Raw genomic sequence first — 11,919 nt, 5'->3', positions numbered from 1 at the left:
TTTTTCTTGAACAATTTTACGAAATAGAAACTTCCAAATTTTATAATATTAAAAATTTTACATTAATATAAAAATGAATTATTTTCATTAAAAAAGGGGAGGCAAATAAATACCTCCCTTTTTTAATTAATACATGTCTGGCATGCCACCTGGCATTGGTGCAGCTGGTTTGTTTTCTTCTGGCATATCTGTAATTAGAGCTTCTGTTGTTAGCATTAAACCTGCAACTGAAGCTGCATTTTGGAGCGCGATTCTTTCAACTTTTGTTGGGTCAATTATACCGGCTTTTAGCATATCTACAAACTCACCTTTTCTTGCATCAAAGCCAAAAGATCTGCTACTATTTTCTTTAATTTTATTTACAATTATAGAGCCTTCAAACCCAGCATTCTTAGCAATAGCTCTAATTGGTTCTTCTAAAACTTTCAGAATGATAGAAGCACCGATATTTTGATCCTCATTTTCTAATTTGATATTTTTAAGAGCTTCTGCGCATTTTAGTAATGCAGTGCCACCACCTGGTACAATACCTTCTTCAACTGCAGCTTTTGTAGCATTTAGTGCATCTTCTACCCTTGCTTTTTTCTCTTTTAGTTCTGTTTCAGTTGCTGCGCCTACTTTAATCACAGCAACACCACCAGCTAATTTTGCTTTTCTTTCTCTCAGTTTTTCTTTGTCATACTCGCTTGTTGACTGCTCAATTTGAGCATCAATTTGCTTAATTCTACCCTGTATGTCTTCTTTTTTGCCAGCACCATCGATAATTGTGGTATTTTCTTTATCAACAACAATTTTTTTTGCTCTACCTAGCATTGATAAATCGGCAGTTTCTAATTTCATACCTGTTTCTTCACTAATTACTGTGCCACCAGTTAAAATTGCTATATCTTTCAACATTTCTTTTCTTCTGTCGCCAAAACCTGGAGCTTTTACAGCTACACAAGAAATTGTACCTCTAATTTTGTTTACAACCAGGGTTGCAAGAGCTTCACCTTCTACTTCTTCAGCAATTACTAAGAATGGTTTTCCGGCTTTTGCAATTTTTTCAACTAAAGGCAAGAATTCTTGCATAGAAGAAATTTTCTTATCAGTTATAACTATGAATGGGTCTTCCAGTTCTGATATCATTTTTTCTGTATTTGTAACAAAATATGGAGAAATATAGCCCCTATCAAATCTCATACCTTCTACAACTTCAAGTTCAGTTTGGGTGGATTTTGCTTCTTCAACTGTAATTACACCATCTTTGCCTACTTTGTCCATAGCTTCTGCAATGATTTCACCTATTTCTCTTTCATTATTAGCAGAAATTGATCCAACTTCAGCAATTTCTCTTTTTTCTTCTATTGGTTTGGAAATTTTCTTTAATTCTTCCACAACTTTTTCTACAGCTTTATCTATGCCTCTTTTAAGTTCTATTGCACTAACACCTGCTGTTACATGCTTTAGGCCTTCTCTGTAAATTGCTCTTGCCAAAACTGTAGCTGTTGTAGTACCATCACCTGCTACATCGCTTGTTTTGCTTGCAACTTCTCTAACAAGTTGAGCTCCCATATTTTCATATGGATCTTTAAGTTCAATTTCTTTTGCAACTGTAACTCCGTCTTTTGTAATAAGCGGGCTTCCAAATTTTCTATCGATAACAACATTTCTACCTTGTGGTCCAAGTGTTGCACTTACTGCATCTGCAAGTTGATTTATACCTTTCAAAATTTTTGATCTAGCTATGTCTCCAAATTCTATCTGTTTTGCGCCCATACATTCACCTCCTTAAAATTACTCAAAAATACCTAAAACTTCGTCTTCTTTTAAAATAATATAATCTTGATCATTAAGCTTTAGTTCTGTACCTGAATATTTTGCAAACAATACTAGATCGCCTACCTTTACATGCTCAACATCACCACCAACAGCCTCAACTCTGGCTTTTTGTGGCTTTTCTTTTGCAGTGTCTGGTATGATAATTCCAGACTCAGTTTTTTGTTCTTCTTCTTCAATTTTACCTAAAATCCTGTCAGCTAATGGCTTAAATTTCATAAACTCACCTCCCGTTTTTATTAGCAGTAAACTAACACTGTTGCTAATAATACACTTAATATTCAAATTTTCAAGTCCAATTATAAGCATTTATAAGAAATTATAAAAATTTATATCAAATTATGTTAAAATAATTTTGTTTTTTGATAAAAAATTTGCTTGCTTTTTTTGTTGATTTAGTCTAAATTATAAAAAGAGAGTATTTATATGTATAAAAGCGAAAAGGGTCAATATTTAGTAGAGTTTTTGCCATATATTAAGGAATTTTATGGTAATACTTTTGTTATAAAATATGGCGGTAGTGCCATGGTTAATGACGAGCTTAAAATGGCTTTTTCAAAAGACATAGCACTACTTAAACTTGTAGGAATAAACCCTATTATTGTCCATGGTGGTGGTAATGAAATTGGCGATACGCTAAAAAAACTTGATATAACAACAAAATTTCACAAAGGTTTGCGCATTACCGATGAAAAAACCATGGAAGTTGTAGTAATGGTGTTAGCTGGAAAAGTAAATAAAGAAATTGTACTAAATATAAATCGTTTCGGCGGTAGAGCTGTAGGCTTAAGCGGTGTTGATGCCAGTATTATAAAAGCCAAAAAATTGCTTTTAGAAGATGTAGATTTGGGCCTTGTTGGAGATGTTGAAGAGGTAAGGCCTGATATTTTAATTAATTTATCAAAAAATGGCTACATTCCTGTAGTATCCCCTATTGGGTTTGACGATGCAGGATCAAGGTACAATATTAATGCAGATACAGTAGCTTCGAGCATAGCACAGGCACTTCAAGCAGAAAAATTAATATACATATCGGACGTTGATGGTGTTTTAGATTCAGAAAATAAACTAATTAGCGAAATAAAAATAAAAGATATAGATAAAATGATTGGAAATGTTTTGACAGGTGGTATGATACCAAAAGTACTTTCTGCCAGGCAAGCTATAGAAAATGGTGTTAAGAAAGTGCACATTATAAACGGCAAAAAACAACATGCCCTTTTAGAAGAAATATTTACAGATGCCGGAATAGGCACTCAAATAGTGAGGTAGACATGAGTGAGTTAAGAAAAGACCCTATCGTAGAAAGGTGGGTTATAATATCAACTGAGCGTGGCAAAAGGCCACATGATTTCAAACAAGAAGAACAGGTTAAAATAACCGGTGGTTTTTGCCCTTTTGACCCAGGAAACGAAAAGTACGTACCACCTGAAATTTATGCTGTTAGGGCACCAGGCAGTCAGCCAAATGATCCGCACTGGACATTGCGTGTTGTGCCAAATAAATTTCCTGCTTTACGCATAGAAGGCGATTTAGACAAACATGCTGTTGGTTTGTACGACGCTATGAACGGTATTGGTGCACATGAAGTTATAATAGAAACACCAAATCATTCTGAAACACTTGATATTATGCCACTTGATAGGATGAAAGATGTTATATTTGCATATAAAGCACGAATTGAGGATTTAAAAAAAGACAAGCGCATGAAGTATGTGCTTGTCTTTAAAAATTACGGGGCAGTAGCAGGTGCAAGCTTAGAACACTCTCACTCACAGCTTATTGCATTGCCCATCATACCAAAAAGGCCACTCGAGTTATTTTCGGGAGCAAAAACATACTTTTCATATAAAGATAGATGTCCATTTTGTGACATTATAAGACAAGAATTAAATGATAAGGTACGATTAATCGAAGAAACAAAGCATTTTGTATCAATTACGCCATTTGCATCAAGATCTCCTTTTGAAGTGTCCATTTTTCCAAAAAAACATAGTGCTCATTTCGAATTTGAAGAAGTAGAAATTTTGTATGATTTTACATATATCTTACAAAACACGTTAAAAAGATTAAAAATAGCCCTGGATAACCCTCCGTATAACTTTGTTTTATTAAATGGTGCATTTATTTTTGACCATGATGATTATTTTCACTGGCATTTAGAGATTACGCCCAGATTAACAAAAATAGCTGGATTTGAGTGGGGTAGCGGATTTTATATAAACCCAACACCACCAGAAGATGCAGCAAAGTATTTAAGAGAAATTACATTGTAGGAGGTACAATGAATGTAGTTTTAGCTTCAAGCGAAGTTTTTCCATTCTCAAAAACAGGAGGATTAGCCGATGTTGCAGGTGCGCTACCAAAAGCTCTTGCACAAAATGGACTAAATATTAGTGTTTTTAGCCCTTTATACAAAACAGTAGATAGATCTTCTTTAACAATTGTTTCAAATGTCGAGGTGGATTTTAACCATACAAAAACCAGTATTAATTTATACGAAACACAACAAAATAATTGCACTTTTTACTTTATTGAAAATCAAAATTATTACAACAGAGACTACCTTTATGGTATTGGTGCACAAGATTATGAAGATAATGCTTTAAGATTTGGTTTTTTTTCAAAGGCTGTATTGGACAGCTTAAAAACTCTTAATATAATACCTGATATTTTGCATACAAACGATTGGCAATCTGCACTTATCAATGTTTATTTAAAATTATTTTACAAAGAATTTTTCACGAAAACCAAAACCGTTTTTACAATCCACAATTTAGGGTATCAAGGGATTTTTGATAAATGCTACATGGATAATCTTGGATTACCATGGGATTTGTTTACAATCGATGGCCTTGAGTATTATGATAAAATCAATTTTCTAAAAGGTGGCATTGTATTTGCTGATGCGGTAACTACCGTTAGCAAAACATACGCTTTAGAAATTCAAACTCCAGAATTTGGTTTTGGTCTTGATGGACTATTAAAAAAATTCTCATACAAGTTAAGTGGTATCGTAAACGGAATAGATGTAGATGTTTGGGATCCAAAATCAGATAAATTTATTGATTACAATTTTAATAATCCAAAAGATAAAATAAAAAACAAAAATGCCCTTCAAAAACTACTTGGTTTACCAATCAAAGAAGTACCGGTTTTTGGTGTTGTATCAAGACTTGCAGCGCAAAAAGGCATGGATATTTTCTCAAGTAGCATCAAAGAATTGTTAGAATCAAATACTAACGTACAATTTATTATTTTAGGCAGTGGTGAAAAAGATATAGAAGATCAATTATCCCAGCTAGCCAGCCAGTACAAAGACAAAATATCTTTAAACTTAAAATTTGATGAGCCATTAGCACACAAAATCTATGCTTCTAGTGATTTCTTTGTAATGCCATCAAAATACGAACCATGCGGTTTGGGTCAGATGATAGCTTATCGTTATGGAACACTACCGATTGTGAGGGCAACAGGTGGTCTAAAAGATACTGTCAAAAATTATTCCAATCGTTCTAAAAACCCAACAGGTTTTGTATTTGAAAAATATGACTCTAAAGAGCTTACAAAAACAATAAAAAAAGCAATTGAGTTGTTTAACAAAAAAGATGAACTATTAAAAATCGCACAATATGTTATGAGCCTTGATTACTCATGGAAAAATCAGGCAAAAGAATATATAAAACTTTACAAAAAAATTTATGGATAGAGATAGAATTGTAGAAGAGTGGAAACTATTATACGAGCTTGGTTTAGCTATCACACTTACAACTGATTTAAAAAAGCTTCTTCATGTTGTTTTGACAGCTGTAACTATAGGTGATGGTTTGGGATTTAACAGGGCTGCGATATTTTTGTATAACAGGCCGAATAATACAATGGATGGAGTTTTAGGTGTAGCACCAGATTCCATACAAGAAGCTACAACTATCTGGAATAGCTTAAGAAATCTTGATATAAGAGGTAAAATGGCTTCCTGGCTATTAAATGAAATAAACATTGAAGCCCAGCTAAATTCAAACTTTAACAAAACTATAAGCAAATCCAGAATAAGTCTTCAAAAAGATACAATTTTTAAAAACATCAATCAAAAACAAGCCTTTGTGTTTGATGCAAGTAACTTAGGCGGAGATGATCAAATTCTTAAAGAACTCAATTTTGAACAATTTGCATTCGCTCCACTTATTTCCAGAGAACAGCCCATTGGTGCTATTGTTGCCGATAATTTCTATAATAAACGTCCAATCGAACAAGATGATATTACTACATTATTTTTGTTTGCTAATCAATCTGCCATTGCCATAGAAAACCTCATGAGCATTGAAACATATAAAAATATGAGCAAACGCTTAATTGAAGAGCAACAAAACCTTATCCATCAAAAACACATATTTAATTTAGGTAGAGCTGTAGCTGATATTACACATGAAATAAAAAATGCCCTTATTGGAGCTATAGGATTTCTTGATAGGGCAAGAAAAATTTCTGCTGATAGTAACCCTCAAGTTTATCAATACCTTGAAATTGTAAAAAAAGAATTAGATAGAGTATACAATTTAACACTTGATATTAACAGATATGCCAAAGGACAAAATAGAAGCGTTAAAAAATTATTCGATCTAGAAAAGCTTATCCTCGATACTATAGAAGCTATAAAAAATATTAATTCTGCCAATATACAATTTGAAACAAACCTTTCTGAATTCGCAAGGTATCTTTATGGGGACCCAGATCAGATAAAACAAGTTTTAATTAACCTTATAAAAAATTCCACAGAAGCAATAGCAAATAAAAAAGACGGATTTATTAAAATTTCCACTTATAAAGAAGATAAATTTATAGTAATAACCGTTGAAGACAATGGTGGAGGCATTGATATTAAATTTTTGCCGTATGTATTTAAGCCATTTTATTCAACAAAAACTCATGGCACAGGACTTGGTTTATCAATTGTAAGAGAAATAGTTCAAGAACACAACGGCGTAATAAGTTTAGATAATTTTGTTGGAAAAGGAGCAAAATTTATCATTAAAATTCCAAATTTAGTTGAGGAGGAAAGGAATGAAAAAAAAGATAATGGTAGTTGATGATGAAGAATCCATAAGATTTTTATACGAAGAAGAGCTAAAAGATGAAGGATATGATGTGGTATCATATCCTGATGCACCATCTGCTATTGACGATTTTGACAACCAAAAACCTGACTTAGTTCTATTAGACATAGCAATGCCAAAAATGAGTGGTCTTGATGCTCTAAGGATATTAAAAGAAAAATCACCCCAAACACCTATTATTATGTCAACAGCGTACTCTCACTACAAGCAAGATTTTTCAACATGGATAGCAGATGCATATATAGTTAAATCACCTGATCTTACTGAGCTAAAAGAAAAGATAAAAGAATTATTAAAAGATCGCGATTAATATTCTTTAATAAGCAGCTTTTCAACATCATCCTGATCTTTTAAATCAAGTGGATAGTACTTTCCTTTGGCTGTTGCAATAACCTGTTTACCATCAGTTATTGTAGCCTGCGTAAAAGCTATTTTTCCTTTGTTGGTTAAAAATTGAGCTTTGGTAAACAATTCTGTATTAGGTTTTGCGATATTCTTATATTTGACACAAAGCTCTATGGTATAATAAAAAAAATGTGTTTTCACGGTGGCTGCCCAGCCCATTGTTTCATCTAAAATAGCTGAGATCACACCACCATGAATCCTATCTGGATAACCAATGTAATGCTCATCTAAAGTACAATTATTGTAAACAAAATCCAAATCTGTAAAAAACCAAGTTTTTAAACCAAAATCATTATCTTCGCCACATACTATGCATTTTTTATATCTAGGTAGCTTTTTATGTAAAATGGGGTCGAATTTTACCAATGCCAACCCTTTTCAAGTAATGTGCGCATAATAGGCAAAACTTTATCGTATGTACCTTCAAAATAACCTTTTATGATACCTTTTTTTGTTAAATCATAATTAATGCCTAACTCTTCAAGTTCTTTTCTTACCTGAGCTTCATTTTTATCATTCACTTCAGCATAAACATCCAAAGTACAAATACCATCCATGGCCCATTTTGCTGCATTGTAAAAACCCAATAGCTTTTTCTTTGATTCTTCATAAGCATGGCCTTGTTCGTGCTCTACATTCACTTTTTTCCTCCTTTAAATTCCATATACTTTTGTATATCTTTTTCAACCAAGTAGATGCAAAAACCAATTAATAAATCGCTATCAATGTTTTCTTTTAAAATGCTTAATTTAGTTTTCCTGCCTATAGCAAAAGTCAAAAGCAATAAAAGTGCAATAAGTGTATTTTTTGGCACAAAGCTTTTTTGCTTTAAAAAATCTTTAAGCAATTCAAATATAGTTGTTATATCATTTTTAGAAGCGATAACAAAATCAATCGGTTGTTTTTTTATATAGACAGTCTTTTCTTTTAATAAAGACAAAAATTCCTCAATATCGCTTGTCTTGATTAAACCTTGCACAACACTCAATATTTTTTCTTTCATAAGTCTGTTTTTCCTTCTTTTAAATTCTAATTTTATGATAGCTAAATTTTTACTTTTGTCAATTCTTATTAAAACAAATTATTGCAAAATATCAAAAAGCTGCTATAATGCTAACAGTGAATTTTAAATGCGCTTTTAAAAAGCTCATTTGTCTTAAGAAAAATACGGGACATATTTGTACGTCTTGTCTTATTATCCAATGACATTTGTGCTTACCAGCGCAAAGTTAAAAACTCGCTTTTTAGCTAAATAAAAGTTTTTGAACTGTTTAAATTTAGAAGGAAGTAGTATGCAAAGGTTAGAAAAGTTTGCAAATTTGGGTATCTCGGAAAATATTTTAAAATCACTTTTAAAAAAGGGCTACGAAGAACCAACGCCTATACAAGAACAAGTAATACCATTAATGTTAAAATCAAATATAGACTTAATAGCCCAAGCTCAAACAGGTACAGGAAAAACAGCAAGTTTTGGTATACCGATCATAGAAAAAGCGCAAGAAAAGCTAAATTATACACAATGCCTCATTCTCACACCAACAAGAGAGCTTGCAATTCAAATTTCTCAAGAGCTTAACTCTCTAAAAGGCACAAAAAAACTAAAAATTTTACCCATCTATGGTGGTCAATCTATAGATCTACAAGTTTCAAAGCTCAAAGGTGGAGTTGATATTATTGTTGGAACACCTGGAAGAATATTAGATCACATAAATAGAAAAACAATTGATCTTTCATTAATAAACGATATGGTGTTAGATGAAGCAGACGAAATGCTAAATATGGGTTTTATAGATGATGTGGAAGAAATTTTAAAATACACAGGTGAATCAAAAAGACTTTTGATGTTTTCTGCTACAATTCCAGCTCAAATTGTATCTATAGCAAAAAAACACATGAAAAACTACGAAATTATAAAAACAAAAAAAGATGAAACCACATCAAACCTCACGCAACAAATTTACTTTGAAGTAAACTACGAAGATAAATTTCAAGCTCTATGCCGTATTATTGATATGCAAAAAGAATTTTATGCACTAATTTTTTGCAAAACAAAAATCGAAACTGATGAACTTGCAACAAAACTACAAGATGCAGGCTATAATGCACTTGCTCTTCATGGGGACATGACGCAAAAGTCTCGCGAAATTGTATTAAATAAATTTAAAAAAAAGACTATTCAGATGCTAATTGCAACAGATGTAGCAGCAAGAGGCATAGATATTGAAAATTTAACACATGTTATAAATTATTCTATACCTGAAAACATTGAATCTTATATTCACAGAATAGGCAGAACGGGTAGAGCTGGAAAAAGCGGCGTTGCCATTTCTTTTGTTACACCAAACGAATATAATAGGCTCATATACATGCTAAAATCTGCCAGAATCGATATCAAAAAACAAGGACTCCCTACCGTTGATGAGATTATTAATTTTAAAATAACAAGAGTTCAAAATGAGCTTGAAAATATTCTTCTAAATGAAATAGAGGAAAAATATAGAAATCTTGCAACACAACTATTAGAAAAACATTCTCCTGTAGATGTTGTTTCTGCATTATTAAAATATAGTTTTGGCGAAGATCTTGATGAAAAAAACTACCAGAATATTAAAGAAGTAAAACCTATTGATACTTACTCAAAAACACGTCTTTTTGTTGCACTTGGCAGACAGGATGCTATGACACCAAGGAAACTAATCGATTTTATAAAACAACAAATTGAAATCAACGAAAGAAATATTAAAGACATAAAGATATTTGACAAATTCTCTTTTGTAAGTGTTCCATTTGAAGAAGCTCAGGTTTTGCTTCAAATATTCAAAAAGAAATCAAATACAAAAAGTTTAATAACAAAAGCAAGGGAAAAAAATGTCTAAAAATTTTAATGATAATATTAGAAACATCGCGATAATTGCTCATGTTGATCATGGGAAAACAACACTTGTCGATGCTATGTTCAAACAATGCAATGTATTTAGACAAAACCAGAATATCCAGGAACGCATCCTTGATAGTATGGATCTTGAAAGAGAAAGAGGTATAACGATTGCTGCAAAAAACTCGTGCGTTTTTTGGAACAACGTAAAAATAAACATTTTAGATACACCGGGCCACTCCGATTTTGGAGGTGAGGTTGAACGCGCTTTGTCTATGGTAGATGGAGCAATACTGCTTGTTGATGCAGCAGAAGGACCACTGCCACAAACGCGCTTTGTGTTAAAAAAAGCATTGGAATCAAAATTAAAGATAATTGTAGTAATAAATAAAATTGATAGACAAGACGCAAGAATTAATAAAGTATTGGATGAAATATACGATTTATTTATTGACCTTGATGCAAACGATGAACAATTGGAATTTAGCGTTCTTTATGCTATAGGAAAGCAAGGTATAGCTAAGAAAACTCCAGATGGCAAAGAAAATGACTTATCTGTGCTTTTTGAAGAAATAATAAAACAAATCCCACCGCCAACCTACACCAGCGAAAATAGCTTTTCAATGCTTGTAAGTGATCTTGGATACTCTGATTACCTTGGAAAATTAGCTATAGGTAAAGTTTTTAGCGGGTTTATAAATAATGTAAAAGGAAGTGCTTTTTATTATTTTGATGCAAATGGCAACAAAAAAAATGCTTTTGTTAGCAAAATTCAAACTTACGATGGAATAAATCTAAAACCAATTGAATCAATTCAAGCTGGTGATATAATTGTGGTGTCAGGTATTGAAGATATAGCAATAGGCGATACAATTTGCTCAAATGATTTAGAAAAACCACTTAAGCGCATTGTAATTGACGAACCGGTGGTTTCAATAGTTTTTAGTGTAAACGATTCTCCTTTTGCAGGTAAAGAAGGCAAAATTGTTCAATCCCGAAATATAAAAGAGCGTCTAATCAAAGAAACACTCAAAAATGTGTCAATAAAGTTTGAAGAAACACAAGACACAGACAAATTTATCGTTAAAGGGCGTGGCGAATTCCAGATGGTCATACTAATTGAACAATTAAGAAGAGAAGGCTTTGAGTTTTGTGTAAGCAGGCCACAAGTTATTTACAAATTTGAAAATGGTAAAAAATTAGAGCCTTATGAACATTTATTTATTGATTGCGCAGAAGAATTTATGGGTATTGTTACACAAAAAATACAAGCTAAAAAAGGTAAAATGATAAATCTTTCAAATAACTTTAAAGGTAGAGTGAGAATTGAGTTTCTTGTACCATCAAGATCACTGATAGGCTTCAGGGATGAGTTTTTAACAGATACAAAAGGCACTGGAATTATGAATTCATACTTAGAAAAATACGATACCTATGCAGGCGATATAGTAACTCGCTACAGCGGGTCTTTGGTAAGCGACAGACAAGGCGTTTCAGTTGCATACGCTTTATTTAACCTGCAACCAAGGGGTCAATTGTTTATTGCGCCAAACGAACCAGTCTATGAAGGCATGATTATAGGTGAGCACAATAAAGAAACAGACTTAAATGTAAATCCCTGTAAAGAAAAAAAGCTTTCAAACATGAGAGCGGCTGGCAAAGACGATAACATAATACTTTCAAGCCCAAATATTATGAGTTTAGAAA

12 protein-coding genes are annotated in these 11,919 nt (G+C 32.4%); 7 read left to right on the top strand and 5 right to left on the bottom strand.

Features of this window, described 5'->3' with window-relative positions:
- Positions 1 to 126 precede the first annotated feature (126 nt).
- Both groL and groES read right to left on the bottom strand, forming a co-directional pair.
- The gene (gene groL, locus Q0C22_RS00200; RefSeq protein ID WP_291490083.1) at positions 127 to 1,758 is read right to left on the bottom strand and encodes a chaperonin GroEL; all 1,632 of its coding nucleotides are present in this window, start codon (positions 1,756 to 1,758) and stop codon (positions 127 to 129) included.
- A gap of 18 nt (positions 1,759 to 1,776) precedes the next feature.
- A complete protein-coding gene (gene groES / locus Q0C22_RS00195) occupies positions 1,777 to 2,037 on the bottom strand; it encodes a co-chaperone GroES (protein WP_291490082.1) in 261 nt (86 codons plus the stop codon).
- Positions 2,038 to 2,244: 207 nt separating this feature from the next.
- On the opposite strand from groES, the gene argB reads away from it, so the two are divergent.
- Genes argB through Q0C22_RS00170 form a run of 5 tightly spaced genes read left to right on the top strand, consistent with a single transcriptional unit; the run spans position 2,245 to position 7,242 of the window.
- A complete protein-coding gene (gene argB / locus Q0C22_RS00190) occupies positions 2,245 to 3,090 on the top strand; it encodes an acetylglutamate kinase (RefSeq protein ID WP_291490081.1) in 846 nt (281 codons plus the stop codon).
- 2 nt (positions 3,091 to 3,092) lie between these two features.
- Entirely contained in the window at positions 3,093 to 4,094 is a 1,002-nt protein-coding gene (gene galT, locus Q0C22_RS00185) for a galactose-1-phosphate uridylyltransferase (RefSeq protein ID WP_291490080.1), read from the top strand.
- 8 nt (positions 4,095 to 4,102) lie between these two features.
- Positions 4,103 to 5,527 carry a glycogen synthase GlgA gene (gene glgA, locus Q0C22_RS00180; protein ID WP_291490079.1) on the top strand — a complete coding sequence of 475 codons (1,425 nt, stop codon included), beginning with the start codon at positions 4,103 to 4,105 and terminating at the stop codon, positions 5,525 to 5,527.
- Complete coding sequence (locus Q0C22_RS00175) at positions 5,520 to 6,905, top strand: sensor histidine kinase (protein WP_291490078.1); 1,386 nt, start codon at positions 5,520 to 5,522, stop codon at positions 6,903 to 6,905. The genes glgA and Q0C22_RS00175 overlap by 8 nt, the downstream gene beginning before the upstream one ends.
- Entirely contained in the window at positions 6,880 to 7,242 is a 363-nt protein-coding gene (locus tag Q0C22_RS00170) for a response regulator (RefSeq protein WP_291490077.1), read from the top strand. The genes Q0C22_RS00175 and Q0C22_RS00170 overlap by 26 nt, the downstream gene beginning before the upstream one ends.
- On the opposite strand, the gene Q0C22_RS00165 is transcribed toward Q0C22_RS00170, so the two are convergent.
- From Q0C22_RS00165 to Q0C22_RS00155, 3 genes are read right to left on the bottom strand one after another with little or no spacing between them, the layout of a single operon-like run.
- Positions 7,239 to 7,703: a PaaI family thioesterase gene (locus Q0C22_RS00165; protein WP_291490076.1), complete on the bottom strand. Its 465-nt coding sequence runs from the start codon at positions 7,701 to 7,703 to the stop codon at positions 7,239 to 7,241. The genes Q0C22_RS00170 and Q0C22_RS00165 overlap by 4 nt on opposite strands.
- Positions 7,697 to 7,978 (bottom strand): hypothetical protein, encoded by a 282-nt coding sequence (locus tag Q0C22_RS00160; protein WP_291490075.1) that lies wholly within the window; start codon positions 7,976 to 7,978, stop codon positions 7,697 to 7,699. Before Q0C22_RS00160 ends, Q0C22_RS00165 begins: the two co-directional genes overlap by 7 nt.
- Positions 7,975 to 8,340 carry a hypothetical protein gene (locus Q0C22_RS00155; RefSeq protein ID WP_291490074.1) on the bottom strand — a complete coding sequence of 122 codons (366 nt, stop codon included), beginning with the start codon at positions 8,338 to 8,340 and terminating at the stop codon, positions 7,975 to 7,977. The genes Q0C22_RS00160 and Q0C22_RS00155 overlap by 4 nt, the downstream gene beginning before the upstream one ends.
- Before the next feature lie 289 nt (positions 8,341 to 8,629).
- On the opposite strand from Q0C22_RS00155, the gene Q0C22_RS00150 reads away from it, so the two are divergent.
- Complete coding sequence (locus tag Q0C22_RS00150) at positions 8,630 to 10,213, top strand: DEAD/DEAH box helicase (RefSeq protein ID WP_291490073.1); 1,584 nt, start codon at positions 8,630 to 8,632, stop codon at positions 10,211 to 10,213.
- On the top strand, positions 10,206 to 11,919 hold a 1,714-nt coding region (typA, locus tag Q0C22_RS00145; protein WP_291490072.1), incomplete at its 3' end, for a translational GTPase TypA. The genes Q0C22_RS00150 and typA, both read left to right, overlap by 8 nt.

This window comes from Desulfurella sp. (assembly GCF_023256235.1).
GTDB lineage: Bacteria > Campylobacterota_A > Desulfurellia > Desulfurellales > Desulfurellaceae > Desulfurella.
Note: the sequence above shows the minus strand (reverse complement) of the source record. Positions and strands in the feature narration are given on the sequence as shown.

Excerpts from the sequence above, each read along its gene's own strand:
- groL (WP_291490083.1), bottom strand. The coding sequence starts at position 1,758 with ATGGGCGCAAAACAGATAGAATTTGGAGACATAGCTAGATCAAAAATT.
- Q0C22_RS00155 (WP_291490074.1), bottom strand. The coding sequence starts at position 8,340 with ATGAAAGAAAAAATATTGAGTGTTGTGCAAGGTTTAATCAAGACAAGC.
- Q0C22_RS00150 (WP_291490073.1), top strand. The coding sequence starts at position 8,630 with ATGCAAAGGTTAGAAAAGTTTGCAAATTTGGGTATCTCGGAAAATATT.
- Q0C22_RS00170 (WP_291490077.1), top strand. The coding sequence starts at position 6,880 with ATGAAAAAAAAGATAATGGTAGTTGATGATGAAGAATCCATAAGATTT.
- groES (WP_291490082.1), bottom strand. The coding sequence starts at position 2,037 with ATGAAATTTAAGCCATTAGCTGACAGGATTTTAGGTAAAATTGAAGAA.
- argB (WP_291490081.1), top strand. The coding sequence starts at position 2,245 with ATGTATAAAAGCGAAAAGGGTCAATATTTAGTAGAGTTTTTGCCATAT.
- galT (WP_291490080.1), top strand. The coding sequence starts at position 3,093 with ATGAGTGAGTTAAGAAAAGACCCTATCGTAGAAAGGTGGGTTATAATA.
- Q0C22_RS00175 (WP_291490078.1), top strand. The coding sequence starts at position 5,520 with ATGGATAGAGATAGAATTGTAGAAGAGTGGAAACTATTATACGAGCTT.
- glgA (WP_291490079.1), top strand. The coding sequence starts at position 4,103 with ATGAATGTAGTTTTAGCTTCAAGCGAAGTTTTTCCATTCTCAAAAACA.